Source organism: Klebsiella sp. PK18 (assembly GCF_057784655.1).
Genome location: NZ_CM173493.1, coordinates 3,578,252 through 3,596,674, shown reverse-complemented (window position 1 = coordinate 3,596,674; position 18,423 = coordinate 3,578,252). Strand labels below are relative to the sequence as shown.

General features: G+C 56.6%; 19 protein-coding genes. 8 read left to right on the top strand and 11 right to left on the bottom strand.

Annotation, left to right across the window (positions count from 1 at the left end; translation table 11 throughout):
• Window positions 1-45: 45 nt before the first annotated feature.
• Together fabA and AC3EMD_RS17665 are read right to left on the bottom strand one after the other, a co-directional pair.
• Entirely contained in the window at window positions 46-564 is a 519-nt protein-coding gene (gene fabA, locus AC3EMD_RS17670) for a bifunctional 3-hydroxydecanoyl-ACP dehydratase/trans-2-decenoyl-ACP isomerase (protein WP_012542300.1), read from the bottom strand.
• A 69-nt stretch (window positions 565-633) separates the two neighbouring features.
• On the bottom strand, window positions 634-2,391 hold the full coding sequence (locus AC3EMD_RS17665) for an AAA family ATPase (RefSeq protein WP_012968609.1): 1,758 nt from the start codon (window positions 2,389-2,391) through the stop codon (window positions 634-636).
• 185 nt (window positions 2,392-2,576) lie between these two features.
• Between AC3EMD_RS17665 and matP the strand changes: the two genes are divergently transcribed.
• Window positions 2,577-3,029: a macrodomain Ter protein MatP gene (gene matP, locus AC3EMD_RS17660; protein WP_012542298.1), complete on the top strand. Its 453-nt coding sequence runs from the start codon at window positions 2,577-2,579 to the stop codon at window positions 3,027-3,029.
• Window positions 3,030-3,139: 110 nt separating this feature from the next.
• Here the strand turns inward: matP and ompA are convergent, their stop codons facing one another.
• Both ompA and sulA read right to left on the bottom strand, forming a co-directional pair.
• Window positions 3,140-4,192, bottom strand: coding sequence for a porin OmpA (ompA, locus tag AC3EMD_RS17655; protein WP_008805892.1), 1,053 nt, complete (start codon window positions 4,190-4,192; stop codon window positions 3,140-3,142).
• 352 nt (window positions 4,193-4,544) lie between these two features.
• Window positions 4,545-5,054 carry an SOS-induced cell division inhibitor SulA gene (sulA, locus tag AC3EMD_RS17650; RefSeq protein WP_008805893.1) on the bottom strand — a complete coding sequence of 170 codons (510 nt, stop codon included), beginning with the start codon at window positions 5,052-5,054 and terminating at the stop codon, window positions 4,545-4,547.
• Window positions 5,055-5,404: 350 nt separating this feature from the next.
• Between sulA and AC3EMD_RS17645 the strand changes: the two genes are divergently transcribed.
• Window positions 5,405-6,001, top strand: a complete 597-nt coding sequence (locus AC3EMD_RS17645) for a TfoX/Sxy family DNA transformation protein (RefSeq protein ID WP_012542296.1) — start codon at window positions 5,405-5,407, stop codon at window positions 5,999-6,001.
• Window positions 6,002-6,014: 13 nt separating this feature from the next.
• Here AC3EMD_RS17645 and yccS read toward each other — a convergent pair whose 3' ends face one another.
• Together yccS and AC3EMD_RS17635 are read right to left on the bottom strand one after the other, a co-directional pair.
• Window positions 6,015-8,150, bottom strand: coding sequence for a YccS family putative transporter (gene yccS, locus AC3EMD_RS17640; RefSeq protein ID WP_008805895.1), 2,136 nt, complete (start codon window positions 8,148-8,150; stop codon window positions 6,015-6,017).
• A 17-nt stretch (window positions 8,151-8,167) separates the two neighbouring features.
• On the bottom strand, window positions 8,168-8,614 hold the full coding sequence (locus AC3EMD_RS17635) for a YccF domain-containing protein (RefSeq protein WP_008805896.1): 447 nt from the start codon (window positions 8,612-8,614) through the stop codon (window positions 8,168-8,170).
• A 124-nt stretch (window positions 8,615-8,738) separates the two neighbouring features.
• On the opposite strand from AC3EMD_RS17635, the gene helD reads away from it, so the two are divergent.
• Entirely contained in the window at window positions 8,739-10,793 is a 2,055-nt protein-coding gene (helD, locus tag AC3EMD_RS17630) for a DNA helicase IV (protein WP_110204078.1), read from the top strand.
• Between the two features lie 11 nt (window positions 10,794-10,804).
• Here helD and mgsA read toward each other — a convergent pair whose 3' ends face one another.
• Window positions 10,805-11,263: a methylglyoxal synthase gene (mgsA, locus tag AC3EMD_RS17625; RefSeq protein WP_008805898.1), complete on the bottom strand. Its 459-nt coding sequence runs from the start codon at window positions 11,261-11,263 to the stop codon at window positions 10,805-10,807.
• Window positions 11,264-11,416: 153 nt separating this feature from the next.
• On the opposite strand from mgsA, the gene AC3EMD_RS17620 reads away from it, so the two are divergent.
• Entirely contained in the window at window positions 11,417-11,830 is a 414-nt protein-coding gene (locus tag AC3EMD_RS17620; protein WP_002898434.1) for a CoA-binding protein, read from the top strand.
• A gap of 29 nt (window positions 11,831-11,859) precedes the next feature.
• Here AC3EMD_RS17620 and hspQ read toward each other — a convergent pair whose 3' ends face one another.
• Both hspQ and rlmI read right to left on the bottom strand, forming a co-directional pair.
• Window positions 11,860-12,177 carry a heat shock protein HspQ gene (gene hspQ, locus AC3EMD_RS17615; protein WP_002898441.1) on the bottom strand — a complete coding sequence of 106 codons (318 nt, stop codon included), beginning with the start codon at window positions 12,175-12,177 and terminating at the stop codon, window positions 11,860-11,862.
• Window positions 12,178-12,236: 59 nt separating this feature from the next.
• A complete protein-coding gene (gene rlmI / locus AC3EMD_RS17610) occupies window positions 12,237-13,439 on the bottom strand; it encodes a 23S rRNA (cytosine(1962)-C(5))-methyltransferase RlmI (RefSeq protein WP_022066076.1) in 1,203 nt (400 codons plus the stop codon).
• A gap of 190 nt (window positions 13,440-13,629) precedes the next feature.
• Between rlmI and AC3EMD_RS17605 the strand changes: the two genes are divergently transcribed.
• From AC3EMD_RS17605 to yccX, 3 genes are read left to right on the top strand one after another with little or no spacing between them, the layout of a single operon-like run.
• The gene (locus AC3EMD_RS17605) at window positions 13,630-14,184 is read left to right on the top strand and encodes a YbhB/YbcL family Raf kinase inhibitor-like protein (protein ID WP_302073625.1); all 555 of its coding nucleotides are present in this window, start codon (window positions 13,630-13,632) and stop codon (window positions 14,182-14,184) included.
• A gap of 17 nt (window positions 14,185-14,201) precedes the next feature.
• Complete coding sequence (locus AC3EMD_RS17600) at window positions 14,202-14,990, top strand: helix-turn-helix transcriptional regulator (RefSeq protein WP_110192777.1); 789 nt, start codon at window positions 14,202-14,204, stop codon at window positions 14,988-14,990.
• A gap of 48 nt (window positions 14,991-15,038) precedes the next feature.
• On the top strand, window positions 15,039-15,320 hold the full coding sequence (gene yccX, locus AC3EMD_RS17595; protein ID WP_012542291.1) for an acylphosphatase: 282 nt from the start codon (window positions 15,039-15,041) through the stop codon (window positions 15,318-15,320).
• Here yccX and tusE read toward each other — a convergent pair.
• Both tusE and yccA read right to left on the bottom strand, forming a co-directional pair.
• The gene (gene tusE, locus AC3EMD_RS17590; protein ID WP_008805904.1) at window positions 15,317-15,646 is read right to left on the bottom strand and encodes a sulfurtransferase TusE; all 330 of its coding nucleotides are present in this window, start codon (window positions 15,644-15,646) and stop codon (window positions 15,317-15,319) included. The two genes, yccX and tusE, sit on opposite strands and share 4 nt — an antisense overlap.
• A gap of 88 nt (window positions 15,647-15,734) precedes the next feature.
• Window positions 15,735-16,394 (bottom strand): FtsH protease modulator YccA, encoded by a 660-nt coding sequence (gene yccA, locus AC3EMD_RS17585; RefSeq protein ID WP_002898458.1) that lies wholly within the window; start codon window positions 16,392-16,394, stop codon window positions 15,735-15,737.
• A 268-nt stretch (window positions 16,395-16,662) separates the two neighbouring features.
• Between yccA and AC3EMD_RS17580 the strand changes: the two genes are divergently transcribed.
• A complete protein-coding gene (locus AC3EMD_RS17580) occupies window positions 16,663-18,288 on the top strand; it encodes an ABC transporter substrate-binding protein (protein WP_016160587.1) in 1,626 nt (541 codons plus the stop codon).
• Window positions 18,289-18,423: the final 135 nt, after the last annotated feature.

Here is an 18,423-nt window from a genome sequence, read left to right as displayed (position 1 = left end):
CTCCGCATAGCGGGGGCTTCGCCTTTTAATCACTGCCGATAATTATCAGAAAGCGGAAGTATCCTGGAACAGGCCGACTTTCAGATCGTTCGCGGTATAGATCAGACGATCGTCAACCAGCACTTCGCCATCCGCCAGGCCCATAATCAGACGACGGTTAACAATGCGCTTGAAGTGGATGCGGTAGGTGACTTTTTTCGCGGTCGGCAGAACCTGACCGGTGAATTTCACTTCGCCAACGCCCAGCGCACGGCCTTTGCCTTCGCCGCCGAGCCAGCCAAGATAGAACCCGACCAGCTGCCACATCGCATCCAGGCCCAGGCAGCCCGGCATCACCGGATCGCCGATGAAGTGGCAACCGAAGAACCACAGATCCGGGTTGATGTCGAGTTCCGCCTCAACATAACCTTTGTCATAGTTACCACCGGTTTCGCTCATTTTGATGACGCGGTCCATCATCAGCATGTTTGGTGCTGGCAACTGCGGGCCTTTCGCGCCGAACAGTTCACCACGACCAGAGGCAAGAAGATCTTCTTTTGTATAGGATTCGCGTTTATCTACCATGTTTTCAGTAAGCCTTATTTTAAGTTCGGGACGCAGGATAGCTAACACGTGTAAGCTGAACAAGTCCGATCAGTTAGAACTTGTCCCACCTAACCAGCGTAGCGGCCACGGAAAACGATGGCGAGTCTCTTGCTGGGTCGCCTGCGCTATCCGCTCCTGAATGGTTTGTCGCAGCGTCTGCCCTTCACCGTCCCACATCAGTTGGGTCAGCATCGGCAGCGCTTCGGTAATATCGTCAATGGCCCAGATGGCAAACTGGTTTTCGGCAACGGCCTGACGGAGCTCATGGCTAAGACTGAGATGACGAACGTTGGCCGCAGGGATAATGACGCCCTGTTTACCGGTTAGCCCGCGCTGTTGACAGATAGTGAAGAAACCTTCAATTTTTTCGTTCAGACCGCCGACCGGCTGCACGCGACCAAACTGGTCGACAGAACCGGTAATCGCAATGCTCTGATTAATCGGCACATTGGCCAGCGCGCTGATTAAGGCGCAGAGTTCAGCCATGGAGGCGCTGTCGCCGTCCACTTCACTGTAGGACTGTTCGAAGGTCAGCGAAGCGGAGAACGGAAGCTGCTGCTCCAGCTCCAGCTCGGACATCAGAAAAGCCTGCATGATCATCATGCCTTTCGCATGAATATTGCCGCCGAGCTCGGCTTTGCGTTCGACATCAATAAACTCGCCATCACCAATGTGCACGACGCAGCTGATGCGCGAAGGTTCACCGAATGCGCGCGGATGGCCGGGGAATTCAATCACCGACAGGGCGTTGATCTGCCCGACGCATTCGCCTTCGGTTTCAATCAGGATCTGTTCCTGCAGGATTTCATCCTGCATTCGTTCTGCGAGGTAGCCTTCACGCCACTCCCGGCGTGCCAGCATCGTCTGCATTTCTTCGCCAGTAATCTCCTCGCCTTCGCAGAACGCGGCGGCCTCTCGCAGCTGGCGGGCTATCCATAGCGGACTGAGTGGCAGGGTCTCCTGATCGCCGGTGTAGCGCGTCCCCTCATCGATCAGCAGTGGCCAGGCGTCGGCCGCCGGACCTGGCAGCGTCAGCTGCTGGGCATTTTGCCATACCCACTGGCACCAGGCTTTCAGCGTCTCGGCGTCAGCAAACTGCAAAGTGTCTTCATACTCACTGTAGATCGCCTGAGCGCAAAGCTCTGGTTCCATTTCCTGGAAATCCGCCAGCGATTCGCGTTCGCCGACCAGCATGACTTTCAGGCTCAGCGGCATGGAGGGAATGCTGACCGGCAGCGGGCGCGACTCATCGATGGAAAGCCAGTCAAACCGCTGACGGGTCACCATATTTTTCAGGCGCACCCACAGAAGCGGCTGCGCCAGCAGTGTGCGAAGCGAGATTACCAGCACGCCACCATTGGCCTGATGAACCAGGCCTGGCTGGAGGGTGATGTCGCCGTTAAACTGGCGTACGCAGCCAAACAGCTGTTCCGCCTCTACCCAATCGGCCGCGACGACCGGGGCGGTGCTGGCAAAATTATCCTCAGCCCGTTGCGCCGGGGAGAGCGTCACGCGAGCGCCGTCAACGTCATAGCGGACCCCGTAGAGCGGGGCGGTAGGTTCATGCAGCGTACGGGTTTCTGCCGTCAGCCATTGCAGATACTCCGGTTCTTCGGGGGCTTTCACCAGCATGAAGGAGGAGACTGCCGGCGTGCACAGCAATTGCTCAAGCGCGTAGAACAGACGCGGCTGCAGATCGCCCGAGAGAGAGGGGGCCGGTTGAGAGAGATCAGCTTGGGCAAACAGCGCCTGATAAGGTTCCATATCGGGCGCAAGGTCGGTTCGGGTCAGTTTCGTAATGGTCAAAGTCGCTGTTTTTTAGTTAGATGTAAAGCGCGCAATTATACCTGATGCCGCGACTGAGCACACGGAGGATTATGATTACCCCGATGATTCCCCGGCCATACACATCACGAATAATGATTTATATTCAGCACATCAGGAAAAAACTGATATCCTGAAATGAGTTACACGGTCACATTGAGATCGCAATGAAATATCAACAACTGGAAAATCTTGAAAGCGGCTGGAAATGGAAATATCTGGTAAAGAAGCACCGGGAAGGTGAGCTGATTACCCGCTACATTGAGGCCAGCGCTGCGCAAGCTGCGGTAGATGACTTGCTGACGATCGAGAATGAACCTGTGCTGGTGCATGCCTGGATTGAGCAGCATATGAATCCGGCGCTGATGAACCGCATGAAGCAGACCATCCGCGCGCGACGAAAACGGCATTTTAACGCGGAGCATCAGCACACGCGTAAGAAGTCTATCGATCTGGAGTTTGTCGTCTGGCAGCGTCTTGCCGGCCTGGCGCAGCGGCGGGGTAAAACCTTGTCCGAAACCATCGTGCAGCTGATTGAGGATGCTGAGCATAAAGAGAAGTACGCCAGCAAAATGTCGAGCCTGAAACACGATCTGCAGGAACTGTTAGGCAAAGAGTAGTCTTTACGGCGGCCTGTCAGAGGCTACTCTGATATGGGGCCCACCACCGCAAAAGCGGGAGAGAAGGCATAAAAAAACCCGCCGAGGCGGGTTTTTTCATCAGTTATAACTTAAGCCGCTGGCTGAGTTACAACTTCTTTGTAGCCTTTAACTTCGATCTCTACACGACGATCCGGGGCCAGGCAGTCGATCAGTGCAGCGCGAGCTTTCACGTTGTCACAGGTGTTGCCAGTAACCGGGTTGGATTTACCCATACCGCGTGCGGAGATTTTGCCAGCCGGGATGCCTTTAGCAACCAGGTAGTCAACAACGGACTGAGCACGTTTCTCAGACAGCTGCTGGTTGTAAGCTTCGGAACCGATACGGTCGGTGAAGCCCATAACAACTGCAGAACCGTCTTTCGGATCCATGTTGCTCAGCTGGGTGTACAGCTGATCCAGAGCCTGCTGACCTTCCGGTTTCAGGGTTGCTTTGTTGAAGTTGAACAGAACGTCAGACTTCAGGGTGAAGTGCTTGGTAGTCACTTCCGGAGCCGGAGCCGGAGCCGGAGCTACAACCGGTGCAGCATCTTCCTGACCGAAACGGTAGGAAACACCCACGCTCAGCATGCCGTTGTCCGGACGAACGCCAACGGTGCCCGCGTCGCCGATGTTGTTAACCCACTGGTATTCCAGACGGGTAGCGATGTCACGAGTCACAGCCCACTCTACGCCGCCAGCAAATACCGGAGATACGCCAGTGTCGTGGTTGTCGCCAGCGATGCTGTTGCTGGAGTCTGCGCGCCATACCATGCCGCCCAGACGGGTGTAGATGTCCAGATCGTCAGTGATCGGGTAACCCAGTTTAGCGGTCAGCTGAACGCCCTGAGCTTTGAATGCGCCATTAACCTGGTCGCCTTTGTACGGCATACGGCCCAGCCAGTCGTAACCCATTTCGAAACCGAGGTACGGGTTAACCTGGTAACCACCGAACGCACCAGCGCCCAGCTGGCTTTCGTGGGTTGGACCATTGTTGTTCAGAGAGCTGTTGTACCAGCCAGTGTCATGGAACTGGGACCAACCCAGTTTACCACCTGCATACCAGGTGTTATCTTTCGGAGCGGCCTGCGCTACGGTAGCGAAGCCAGCCAGTGCCACTGCAATCGCGATAGCTGTCTTTTTCATTTTTTGCGCCTCATTATCATCCAAAATTCGCCATGAAGTTACAAAAGACCTCACGGTTAAATCCTTCACCCGGGGCGTGACTTGTTGTTAACTATGCTGATACATGCAGCGTAAGCCGATCACCCCTGGCGATGTAAAGTCTACAACTTAGTTCGAAACTTACAAGTGTGAACTCTGTCAGGCATATGAAAAAAAAGGGTTGTGTACACAATATTTAACAAATATGGTTGATTTTCGTACGCAGAAAAAAGGCAGAAATCCCCGTGTGACAGGCATTGCGCGAAAAAGTCCCTGAAAAACGCTGTGTCTTTACCATCGGTAAAAAAAATTCCAGGAATAATCCTAATTTCACTCAATGATACAAATTTGAGTGAATTTTTAGCCCGCTGAGTTGTCTGCCGAGCGTGCCTTGATTTCTCACCGGGCGCATGATGAATCCCATCGCGCAACCTTCCTGGGCGGCATTGACCAGACGCTCATGCTCTTCCGCGGTTAGCTCCTCCGTTAGCCAGCAGATAACCACACTATAATTACCGGTGCGCAGCGCGCGGATCATTGAGTCTACGGTATGGCAGGGTGACAGCTGGCTAATTTGCATGACTTTAGACAGCGGTAGACCGGCAGACTGGACCCACTCGCGGCTAAGCTTTTGTTGCGGCGTGAGCCACAGTTGCCAGCGAGACTGTTGACCCAGCTGCTGTAATAAAGGTAGCAGCAGTAACTGTGTCATCATGGGTTGATCTTCACGATAGACAATTTCACTGATCAGCCCATTGGCGGTCTGTTCGCCAGAACGATGAGCGTAGTGGCCTGCAGAAGCAGAAGCCTGTGCTGAACGATTTGCGTGAGCTGAAGTAAACATAGTCTATCCCGCCTGTAGTTACTGTATGCATATACAGTATATCTACCTGGGGAAAAGATCAACCGCAATTTGCCATTTTGCTGGCTGAAATTTAATCATTTCCCGCCGCGTCTGATTTATAGCGATGCGCACCTCTCCTCAACGATATCCTTAATGCCGGCTAATGATTTCTTTCCACCCTGTTGATTGCAGCAACGTCAGTGATTTTCTGAAAGCGTCTCGCAAAACCGCATTCTGGTGGAAAAGTCGGCGAAAATCATCTTGCTGCTATTCGGGAAGTCCCTTATGTTTTCTCTTAGCGGATCCGTTAACAACTTAAGTTTAATTACATGATTAACAAAGGAATGATCATGAGAAAACTAGTATGTCCGCGGTTCCCGCAATTTCAGGCCTGCGTCTCGCCGCTGGGTCAGTTACATTCTCGTCCGCTTTTTGGCGGCTATAGCCTGGCCATTGATGATACGGTGTTTGCGATGGTGGCAGAGGGCGATATTTACCTGAGGGCCTGCGAGCAGAGCGCCGCGTATCGGGTTGAACATCGCAATCCTTTATTAACGCTGCGCCGACATGGGCGCATCGTGCCGATGAAGTATTATCAAATTGACGACGCATTGTGGCGCGATGAGACTCAGCTTTTTCGGCTGTCGCTGTTGTCGTGGCAGAGTGCGCAGCGTGAAAAGAACCACCGACGGGCGTCGGGCCGTCTGAAGGATTTACCCAATATCAGCTTTCATATGGAATTGCAGCTGATCCACGCGGGCATACCGGATGTCAGGACGCTTCGGGAGGTAGGCGCTCAGCAGGCCTGGCAACGGCTACGAGAAAACAACGCCTCTCTGTCGCTCAACGTCTTGCTGGCGCTGGAGGGGGCGATTGTCGGCGTTCACGCCGCCGCGCTCCCGACGCTGCGGCGTCAGGAGCTGCTCGAATGGGCTGGAGCCCGCTAGCGGACAGCCGCCGTTATTCTGTCTGAGCGTGAACGCGTTGTTGCAGGCGGCAAATTTCAGGCAGCAGCGCGAGCAACAAGCCAATCTGCTGTAATACCAGCGGCTCTTTACTGTCCGCGCGCGGTTCCAGATGCTGGATCCGGCTTTGCAGGCTGGTCAAAGACTTCTGCACCCGATGTTCATCGGCGGGGGTATGGTGCAGGGCGTCATCAACATAACAAACAGCATCATCCAGCAGGGCAAGAATATCGGGGGTGGACAGTTTTTCCCGATGCGCACCGAGAGCGGAGATGTAGCTGGTGAAGGTATGGTTGAGACACAGCAAGCGAAAAGCGGTCTCGCGCTGGGCGCCATCCGCGCGCGGTTCAGTCGACAAATTCGAGACCACGGAGGCCAGTTCGGCATCACGGTTGTAGGCATCACGGCGGGCGACACGATAGGCCAGACGGTTGTCGCGGCCCTGGTGATACTGCTCCAGAATGGCATCCAGATAACGGCAGTTTGCGTTCATCGCCCGGTCCAGGACGCGCGGCAGATTGCGAAATTTCCAGTCCGGCCAGATGAAGCTGACCGCCGCCCAGGCGATGGCGCAGCCGATCAGGGTATCAATAATGCGCGGTAGCGCGACCTCAAAACCTTCGCCAAGCAGGTTAAAGCACAGCAGCACCAGCAGCGTAATAAACATGGTGGCATGGGCGTACTGCACGTTACGAAAGGCAAAGAACAGCACGCCGGTGAGCACGATCAACACCAGTTGCCCTTCAATCGAAGGCACCAGCAGCAGGACGGGCAGGCCGATCGCCACCCCCACCAGCGTGCCGATGATCCTCAGCGCCAGTCGGTGGCGGGTGGCGTTATAGTTCGGCTGACAGACAAACAGGCTGGTCAGCAGGATCCAGTAGCCATGCTGGAGCCCGGTAAACTGGATAAAGGCATAGCCGGCGCAGAGCACCAGCGACATACGTACCGCGTGGCGAAAGAGAGCGGACTCCGGTGACATGTTGCGTCGCAGACGCAGCCAGATGTCGTTCAGCCCGCCGAGTCTGTCGTCGGCCAACAGCGTCTCGGTGTTGCTCCCGGCAGGCGCGGTCGTTTGCACCGATTCAATCGTGGCCAGCTGCGCATCGATAGCGCGCAGGTTATTGAGTAAAAACCCAAGGGCATTGATCTGCTCGTCGGACGCGCCGCTGGCGCGCACACGGTCAAGCGCCGCGTCGAGATGCATAAACGCGCGTTCAAAATGGGCGTCATGTTGGTAGGGTTCGCGCAGTAAAATCGCCCGCGAGAGCTTCTGGCAGGCCTGGGCCTGCATCGAGAGCATGCGCTGGAAACGGAACATCACGTCGCTGTAGCGGAATTGATCGCGCAGAGTCTGATACTGAATATGCGATGAGCTGGCGCGTTCATGAATATCCTGGGCCACAAAGTAGTACTGCAGGGTGCGGCGGGTGCCGCGCTGGCCCCGATCGCCTCGCAGTCGGGTTAGCAGCGAGACCTTGGTTTGGTTAAGCGTAGCAACCAGCTGGCCGTTGGCGAGGGCCAGATCGTACAGCGGCGCCTGGCTCTCATCCTCCAGGTCAGGATCAAACAGCCGGGATTTGAGCTCCAGATAGCGAGCCAGTTGCTCATAGCTACGCGCCAGGTTGTCCTGCAATGGACGAATCGGAAAAATCAGGTGCCCGGACAGCGTCAGCAGGTTGTACCACACGGCCCCCGCCAGCAGGAACAACGGCTGTAGATACCAGTGATCGTACAGTGTGACGCCGAGCATGGTGTAGATGGCGATGAGCAGGGCGCCGAAGGCGATGGTGGCATAGCGCTGGCCGAGGCCGCCGAGCAAAATAAAGCCGATGGTAGACACGGTCAGGCCGAGGGCAAACAGCGGCGGCCACGGAAACAGCAGCTCCACGGAGGCGGAGGCGATAAAAAAACAGACCAGGGTAATGGCGAGGTTGCGCAGACGACCGGTCAGCCGGTCGTCGAGGTCGGTCAGGGCCGCGGCAACAACGCCAAGGGTGAGAGGGATGGTCAGTTTGACTTCGCCGATCCACCAGGGAAACAGCGTTGTGCCGCAGAGCGCGATAAAGATCCGTACGTTATAAAGCCAGGCACTGTTCCAGGTATAGCGGCGTAGCAGGGGGCTAATCATGTCCGTGTTCCGTTCGGTTACTGAAAGCGACGACGCGCATTGGCTTCACGTGCGGCACGCGCGGTTTCCACAGAGACGACCCGACGCCCTACCGGCCAAAGGGCAATGGCAGCAATTTTAAAGTTCGCGATCCCCACCGGGATGCCAATAATGGTCAGACATTGAGCTATGCCGCTGAAAATATGCATCAGGCACAACCACCAGCCGAAAAAAATGAACCACAGAATATTCAGCACGGTGCCGCCGGCGTTGAGGAGGCCATTTTTACGGCCCGGCTCCAGCTCATCCACATGAATCGCCTCGTTACCGTATGGAAATAAGGAGAGTCGGGTGATTTCCCAGCAGGAGCGGGTCAGCGGCAGCGTGACGACCAGAACGATGCTAACCAGCGTGGCGAGCAGCCAGCCTAGAGTGGTGGCGAAACCGCCAAGGATAAAGTTCAAAATATTCAGAATGGTACGCATAAAGCCTCGGTTTTGCCCTGTGGATAATAAGACCTGACAATTGTAACGTTTTTTTGCGCTGGAGCACCTGGTCCCGGGCGGTTAAACTGAAAAACAATCCACCCTGATTGAAAATCGACATTATATGGAACTTAAAGCGACAACATTGGGCAAACGCATGGCTCAGCACCCTTATGATCGGGTGCAGTTACTGAACGCCGGCGTAAAGGTTTCCGGCGACCGTCACGAGTATCTTATCCCTTTCAATCAGTTATTGTCAGTGCATTGTAAGCGCGGTCTGGTCTGGGGCGAACTGGAGTTTGTGTTGCCTGACAGCAAAGTCGTGCGTTTGCACGGTACCGAGTGGAGCGAAACGCAGCGCTTCTATCACCATTTACAAACGCTCTGGGAGCAGTGGAGCGCGGAAATGAGCGACATCGCCGCTGGTGTACTGAAGCGGCAGCTGGCGACGATCGAGCGCACCCGTGCGGAAGGCAAATGGTTGACGCGTCAGCAGGTGGCGGATGTGCAGGATAACATTCGCCAGGCGTTGACTGGTTTGCCGATGCCCACCAGCCGGCTTGAGGCCTTTGACAACTGTCGGGAGCTGTGGCGGGAGTGTCAGCGCTGGTTAGGGGATATTGAAGCGACACGCCTGGCCCATAACCAGGCCTTCACCGAGGCGATGCTTGAGCAGTATCGCGGCTTTTTTGACGGCGTTGAGTCGTCCCCTCTTAATGCCTCACAGGCACGGGCGGTGGTGAACGGCGAACGTTCCCTGCTGGTGCTGGCGGGCGCGGGCAGCGGCAAAACCTCGGTGCTGGTGGCGCGGGCAGGCTGGCTGCTGGCGCGGGGAGAAGCGGCAGCAGAGCAAATTTTGTTACTGGCATTCGGCCGCCAGGCGGCTCAGGAGATGGATGCGCGGATCCGCGAGCGTCTTGCATCCGACGATATCACCGCGCGTACCTTCCACTCGCTGGCGCTACATATTATTCAGCAGGGCAGCAAAAAAGTCCCCACCATCAGCAAACTGGAAAGCGATAGCGCAGCTCGTCAGGCGCTGCTTGTGAAAAGCTGGCAGCAGCAGTGTCAGGAGAAAAAAGCGCAGGCGAAAGGCTGGCGCCTGTGGCTGGAAGAGGAGATGGGCTGGCAACTGCCGGAGGGCGATTTCTGGCAGGACAAGAAGGTGCAGCGGCGTATGGCCAGCCGGCTCGACCGCTGGGTCAGCCTGATGCGTATGCACGGCGGCTCCCAGGCAGAGATGATTGCCGGGGCGCCGGAGGCGGTACGCGATCAGTTCAGTAAACGGGTGAAACTGATGTCGCCTCTGATGAAAGACTGGAAGGCGGCGCTGAAGGCCGAGAATGCGGTCGATTTTTCCGGCCTGATCCATCAGGCGGTCAATATTCTCGATAAAGGCCGCTTCGTCAGCCCATGGAAACACATTCTGGTGGATGAATTTCAGGATATCTCGCCGCAGCGGGCCTCGCTGCTGGCCGCATTACGCCGGCAGAACAGCCAAACCACGCTCTTTGCCGTCGGAGATGACTGGCAGGCGATTTACCGGTTCAGCGGGGCCCAGCTTTCCCTGACCACCGCGTTTAATCATTACTTTGGCGAAGGGGATAGCTGTGCGTTGGATACCACCTATCGCTTTAACGGCCGTATCGGTGAAATCGCCAATGGCTTTATCCAGCAGAATCCGCATCAGTTAAGTAAGCCGCTGAACAGCCTGACGGCGGGCGATAAAAAGGCCGTCACGCTGTTAGCCGACGATAAGCTGGATGATTTACTGGATAAACTGAGCGGCTACGTTAAGCCCGAGCAGCGGATCCTGCTGCTTGCCCGTTACCATCATCTGAAGCCCGACGCGCTCAACAAGGCGGCGACGCGCTGGCCGCATCTGCAGCTTGATTTTATGACTATTCATGCCAGCAAGGGCCAGCAGGCGGACTATGTGATTGTGCTGGGACTGCAGGAGGGAGAGGATGCGTTTCCCGCGCCGGCGCGCGAGTCGATCATGGAGCAGGCGCTCCTGCCGCAGCCGGAAGATTTTCCTGATGCGGAGGAGCGTCGACTACTGTACGTGGCGATAACCCGCGCACGTCATCGGGTGTGGTTGTTGTTTAACAAAGCGCAACCTTCGCCGTTTGTCGACATCCTGCAGGCCTTGGATGTGCCGGTGGCCAGGAAACCCTAATCACGTGTGGGTTATTTCAGGCGCTCGGCAAGATAACGCGGATAATCCGGGATCAGAATATCGAGCGGCTGATTAAAGTGCGGTGACTGGATGATAAAGTCAGCGGTGGAGACGTTAGTGGCGACCGGAATGTTCCAGACGGTGGCCAGGCGCAGCAACGCTTTGACGTCCGGGTCGTGAGGCACGGCGTTCAGCGGATCCCAGAAGAAGATCAGCACGTCGATTTTGCCTTCTGAAATAAGCGCGCCAACCTGCTGGTCACCGCCCATCGGGCCGCTCAGCATGGCATTGACCTCCAGTCCGGTAGCCCGCGAGACCAGGTTACCGGTGGTGCCGGTGGCATACAAAACGTGTTGCGCCAGCAACGCCTGATGGCGAGCGACCCATTTCATCAGCATATCTTTACAGTGATCGTGAGCCACCAGCGCGATATGTTTTTGCGCGGACAGGGTACGAGTTGTCAGTTCCATATTTTCATTCCACATTTTGACCTGCAGACAGATTACTGAATGTGGCTGCCGCTGCAAGCATCGGGGTGAAAATTTTGTCGAATCTGTGGGTTAGCCTGGATGGCCGCCTGCTGCGGATTAGCATACACTTAGGTGAAATAGCAGGAGGAACCCATGAAAGAGAACGATATTGCCGGCATCCTGACGTCGACACGGACGATTGCGCTGGTTGGCGCCAGCGATAAACCTGACCGCCCGAGCTACCGGGTCATGAAGTATCTGTTGGATCAGGGGTATCACGTTATCCCGGTTTCGCCGAAGGTGGCGGGCAAGACGCTGCTGGGACAGCAAGGGTATGCGACGCTCGCCGACGTTCCGGAAAAGGTCGACATGGTTGATGTCTTCCGTAATTCAGAAGCGGCGTGGGGCGTGGCGCAGGAGGCGATAGCCATCGGCGCGAAAACGCTGTGGCTGCAGCTGGGGGTGATCAATGAGCAGGCCGCGGTGCTGGCCAGAGAAGCCGGATTGAACGTGGTGATGGATCGTTGCCCGGCCATTGAGCTACCGCGACTGGGATTAGCAAAATAACAAAAAACCCCGCCTGGCGGGGTTTTGTTTTAGTTGCGAAGGCGCGGAGCCTGCAGCTGCTGACGAATCGTTTTGGCCAGTTCGTCGAGGGACGGCTGTTCCGGGTGTTCGTCGCGGGTTTCGCTGCTCAGCTGCGCTTCTGCCAGATAGGTGTGGATCGGCTGACCATCATCATCTTCCATCACCACATGGTACCAGGGCGCCGCACGCAGTTCGTCATTGGCGGCAATCTCATCCTCTTCCGGTTCCGCGAGTGAATACTCGGGATCGACATCGACGATGACACCCAGGTAGCCCAAGAGCGTATGGCGGACCTGTTGGCCGATACCGAATTTGCTGGCTATCATAGGCACCTCCTGGGAAACATGAATACTCCCTATATGAGGCTCATGTTTCGTTTTTCAAGTTACATGACGCGACAGGCAAACCCCTTCAGATACAGCCCTTCCGGGTAGGTTGCGATCACCGGGTGGTCGGCAGCCTGACGGAACTGTTCTATAAATTGTACATCACGCCCGGCATCAATTGCGGCATCGGCGATGATTTTCTGAAATAAATCGGTGGTCATCAGGCCGGAGCAGGAGAAAGTCAGCAGCACGCCGCCGGGGTTCAGCAGCTGGATCGCCAGCATATTGATATCTTTATAACCGCGGCAGGCGCCCATCAGCTGGCTTTTGTTTTCCACGAATTTCGGCGGATCCATCACGATCACGTCGAATTTCTCTCCCTGATCGCGGTATTTACGCAGCAGTTTGAACACGTCGTCGCGCACAAATTCCGCTTTGGACAGATCCAGTCCGTTGAGCTCGACGTTCTGTCGGGCGACGTCCAGCGCTTCCTGAGAGGTATCCACGCTGGTGACCTGGCGGCAGCCGCCCATCAGCGCTGACACCGCAAAGCCGCCAGTATAAGAGAAGCAGTTCAGCACCCGCTTATCCGCGACATAGCGGCGAGTGGCCAGGCGACTGTCGCGCTGGTCGAGGTAGTAGCCGGTTTTGTGCCCGCCCTGGATATCAACCAATAGTTTCATGCCGTGCTCGGTGATCGGCAGCAGCGCCGGGGGCAGCTCGCCCACCACCGGCCCCTGGGCCAGCTCCAGTCCCTCTTTTTTACGCACGGCGACATCGCTGCGATCGTAAATGGCGCAGTCCGGGAACAGGTTCTGCAGGGCGCTGATGATGGCGGCCCGCTGGTATTCGGCGCCTGCGCTGAGCAACTGCAGCACGAAAAAGTTGCCAAAGCGGTCGATAGTGACGCCCGGCAGCCCATCGGACTCGCCGGCGATCAGACGGTAGCTGTCGAGACCATCGCGCTCGGCCAGCCATGCCCGCCAGGTTTGCGCTTGCTGCAGGCGGCGTTCAAAGAAGGCGCTATCGATGGCTTCATTGCGGTCGAAGGTCCACACGCGGGCGCGGATCTGCGACGACGGCGAGTAAGCGCCGCGGGCCAGCCATTTTCCCTGATGGTCAACAATATCGATGGTTTCACCGCTGCGGGCTTTACCCTCCATGCGGGCGACGCCGCCTGAGAAAATCCACGGATGGCGACGCAGCAGGGATTTCTCGCGTCCTTTGGCTAACACTAAGCGGGGGAATAGGGAATCTGTCATGGAGCTACCTTTAAGCAACGGGAATGTCGGCACCGAAAAATGGCGCGTAGAGTAGCACACCTGGCGCACGCAAGCATCTTTCGCCCGGCAGGCACAGGTGAGCGTTTCGGCACAAAATGCAGGCGCTTCGGCACATTCAGCTTGTGCGGACTCTCATACCCTGTTTTCTCACCCCAACGAGGAGCAGACGATGAAAACAGGTATCCGCATGGCCGTGGCGATGGTCGCGGCAGTGAGTAGTGGCGCGATGGCTGCGCCGTTTAGCGTGAGCAGCGATGATATGCATGACGGGCAGGCGCTGGCCCGGAAGCACTGGTTTGCCGGTTTCGGCTGTACCGGAGGCAATGTCTCTCCGCAGCTGGCATGGAAAAATGCCCCGGCGGGGACGCGAAGCTTCGCGGTCACTGTCAGAGATCCCGATGCGCCTACCGGCAGCGGCTGGTGGCACTGGACGGTGGTCAATATCGCCAGCAGCGTCTTTTCGCTGCCCGCTGGCGCGGGAGATAAAAACAGCGCTACACTGCCGGGCGGAGCGGTACAGGGCCGCAACGATTTTGGCTATGCCGGTTTCGGCGGCGCCTGTCCGCCGGCGGGAGATAAACCGCATCGCTACCGCTTTACGGTATGGGCGCTGGATGTCCCTACGCTGCCGATGGATGCCGGGGCCAGCGGGGCGCTGGTCGGCTATCTGTTACACAGCCATGCTCTCGCCAGCGTACAGTTGACGGCGATGGCCGGGCGCTAAAATAAAGGGTCGATCCGATGGAGAGTATCCACTTTCAGCATAACGCCTTAACCGCGGCAGAGGTCACCACCCGACGGCTGTGCAGACTGCATCGGGTGCGGCTGTTCTCCCCGGCGCTCTGTCGGGTGAAACGCGGCAGCAAAGTGATTGTGCAAGGGGAGAGCCGGGTGCTGGCGACGCCGCAACAGCTGATTGTGTTGCCGGCTGACGTTGAGCTGGAGGTGATTAACCAGCCGGAGAACGGCCTGTTTTGCTCCGATCTGCTGTCGCTGACCCCCGAGCTGCTGACGACGTTTAAGACCCGTTATCTCAGCGAACCATCCCCAGGGCGTCTGACCTCGCTCTGCGCCCCGGTGACGACAGAGCTGGCGTTTATGTGGCAAAGCGTTCTGCAGGCGGTGCGGGAGGGATTATCCACCTCTCTACAGCTCCACCAGACTATGGGCCTGCTGCTGGCCCTGCACGAGGCGGGCTATGCGGGCCCGCTGCTCGTCGAGCGGCAGCAGGATCTGTCGGCGCAGGTTCGACAACTGGTCATGCTGTCGCCGGCGCAGGCATGGAGCGTGTCGCGGGTGGCGAAAATGCTCTTTCTCGGCGAGTCCACGCTGCGCCGTCGGCTGCAGCAGGAATCGCAGAGTTTTCGCCAGATCGTCGAGGAGGTGCGGATGGCTCACGCCCTGGGGCAGCTGCAGACCACCTCGCGGCCAATAGGCGAAATCGCGCAGAACAGCGGATATCAGTCGGGATCGCGCTTTACCGCGCGCTTCCGTCAGCATTATGGTTTACTGCCGAAGCACGTACGCTGAGCGAATTTGCTATCCTCAGCGTAAAGTGTGAGCGAAAAGGAGATGATAATGGCCAGTATCTGCACGATGGCATGGGTTTACGGTTCGGTTCAGGGCGTGGGATTTCGCTATTCGACGCAGCGGGAAGCCCTGCAGCTGGGGTTGACCGGTTATGCCCGTAATCTGGATGACGGCGGGGTGGAAGTGCTTGCCTGCGGCGAGGCAGAGCAGGTGGAAAAACTCATCGCCTGGCTGAAAGCCGGGGGACCGCGCAGCGCGCGGGTTGACCGAGTGTTAACCGAACCCCATCAACCCACCCGCAGCTGGGAAAAATTCGCGATTCTCTATTAGATGCACTTCACCGGCTTCGGCAGCCCGGCGATTTTGGTCGCCTGTTTGGCGGGGCCTTTCGGGAACAGGCGATAGAGATAGCGGCTGTTGCCTTTCTCTTCGCCAAACTTGTTGGACATCGCCTTCACCAGCATGCGGATCGCCGGAGAGGTGTTGAACTCAAGGTAAAACTCGCGCACAAAGCGCACCACTTCCCAGTGTTCAACGGCGAGCGTTATCCCTTCCTGCGCGGCAATGACTTCCGCCATCGCCTCGCTCCACTGGGTGGTATCTTTCAGATAGCCTTCGCTATCCGTTTCAATTTCGTTGCCTTCAAAAATAAACATGATTTTTCACATACCGCCTGAAACTGGCCGCAGTGTAGCAAAAAAAAAGGCCCCGCATAAGCGAGGCCTCGGTTAAGCAGGGGAGCGGTTAGTCCCGGCTGGCGAAGCCCAGAATGCTCAGCAGGCTGACAAAGATGTTGTACAGCGAGACATACAGGCTGACCGTGGCGCGGATGTAGTTGGTTTCACCGCCGCGGATGATGTTGCTGGTCTCGAACAGGATGGCACCCGAAGAGATCAGGATGAACACTGCGCTAATCGCCAGATGAAGCGCCGGCAGCTGCAGGAACAGGTTAGCGACCATACCAATCAGGACGACCACCACGCCCGCCATCAGCATTCCGCCGAGGAATGACATATCTTTGCGCGTCGTCAGCACGTAGGCCGAGCAGCAGAAGAAGACCAGTGCGGTGCCGCCCAGCGCCAGGCCGATCAAATCGCCCATGCCGGCAGAAAGGTACGCGTTCAGCATCGGGCCAAGGATATAGCCGAGGAAGCCGGTGAAAGCGAAGGCGGAAATAATCCCGGTGGGTTTATTCGCCGTTTTGTAGGTCAGGAACATCAGACCGTACATCCCCACGAGGGTTAAAATCAGCCCCGGGGAAGGGAGCATCAGCACCGTGCTGGCGGTGGCGGTGATAGCGGAAAACGCCAGCGTCAGGCTGAGCAGGAAGTAGGTGTTACGCAGAACCTTGTGCGTGCTGAGCAGCGAGGAACGGTCACGCGATGATGTAATTATGCGATCCATGAGTCACTCTCTTATGACAGATGTAATTAGGGATAAAGAATAAGAAAAACAAGCGTGAAGCCCTAATGCTTTTACCCATCTTTACTTAGCTTTTGCCGCTTTTGTCCAGCATAAAATTCTACATGGATTGGGAAAAGCGATATGTTTTCGCGTTTCGCTTCGGTGAGCCGATCGAAATCTTATAGGTTGCTGAAATATATTGCTTTATTTAAATTCTGCGACTAAGTGTGGAAGGGGGAATAACTCCGTACGTTAAAGGCAAAGGGAAATGACATTACACAAAAACAATCACATCACGCGGACGCTCCTGGCAATGAGTCTGATGGTCATAACCGGCGGGGCGCTGGCGGCACAGGTGCCGCCTGGCACCCAGTTGGCGGAAAAGCAGGAGCTGGTCAGAAATAACGGCAGTGAACCTGCCTCACTCGATCCGCATAAAGTCGAGAGCGACATTGAATTCAACATCATTAGCGATCTCTTTGAAGGGCTGGTCAGCGTGACGCCTGCGGGGGCGATCCAGCCCCGGCTGGCGGAGCGCTGGGAAAACAAGGACAACCTGTTATGGACCTTCCATTTACGCCCCGGTCTGACCTGGTCCGACGGCACGGCCATCACGGCGCAGGATATCGTCTGGAGCTGGCAACGGCTGGTCTCGCCGGCCACCGCCTCGCCCTATGCGAGCTATCCCGGCAATATGCATATCGCCAACGCTCGCGAAATTGCCCTGGGGCAAAAGGGACCCGAGACGCTGGGGGTGAAAGCGCTGAATGACTCCACGCTGCAGGTCACTCTGAGCCAGCCGAATGCCGCTTTCCTGGCGATGCTGGCGCACCCTTCGCTGGTACCGATCGACAAAGTGCTGGTGGAGCGTTTTGCCGATAAATGGACCCGACCAGAGCATATCGTCACCAGCGGCCCGTATAAGCTGACCCAATGGGTGGTGAATGAGCGGCTGGTGGCTGAACGTAATGCGAAGTACTGGGATAATGCGCACACCGTTATTAATAAAGTGACTTACCTGCCCATCTCTTCGGAGGCTGCCGATGTCAACCGCTACAAAGCGGGGGAGATCGATATTGTTTATACGGTGCCGATCAATCAGTTTGCGCAGTTGCAGAAAACCATGGGCGATCAGCTGGACGTTTCGCCGCAGCTGGCGACCTATTACTACGAATTCAATACTACCCGCCCGCCGTTTAACGACGCCCGCGTGCGGCGCGCGCTGAATATGGCGCTTGATAAAGATATCATTGCCGGAAAAGTGCTTGGCCAGGGGCAGCGCCCGGCCTGGGTGATCAGCCAGCCGGATATCGGCGGCGTGACGCTGCGCAACCCAGACTACGCCAGCTGGCCGCGCGAGAAGCGGATTGCTGAGGCGAAAAAACTGCTGGCGCAGGCGGGGTATGATGACAGTCACCCATTGGTCTTTACCCTGCTGTATAACACCTATGAGTCGCACCAGCGTATCGCCATCGCCGCCAGCTCTATGTGGAAGAAAAACCTCGGCGTCGAGGTGAAGCTGCAGAACCAGGAATGGAAGACGATGCTGGATACCATGCATACGCATAACTTTGACGCCGTCCGCTATGCCTGGATCGCCGATTACGACGATGCCGCCACTTTCCTCAATACGTTCCGTACCGGTGATAGCGAGAACACCAGTCAGTACAGCAACCCGGCTTACGATGAAGCCCTGCGCAATGCGGCGAAAGCCTCCGACGTAGCGACCCGGGGCAAATACTATCAGCAGGCGGAAGATCTGCTGGCGCAGGATGTTCCCGCCATTCCGGTCTATCACTATGTGCGTACCCATTTAGTGAAACCCAGGGTGGGCGGTTTCACGCCGGATAAGCTGGGGTATTACTACACCAAAGACATGTACATTAAAAAATAGCCCTCTGGATAGCGGTCATGGGCGCTGATTTTCTGTGCGAACCGCCTGAAATTCAGACGAATAACACAAAATTGTTTGTTTTTAAGGCAGTTGAACAAAATGGTGCTTTACAGCATCCGCCGAGGTGTTTATAGT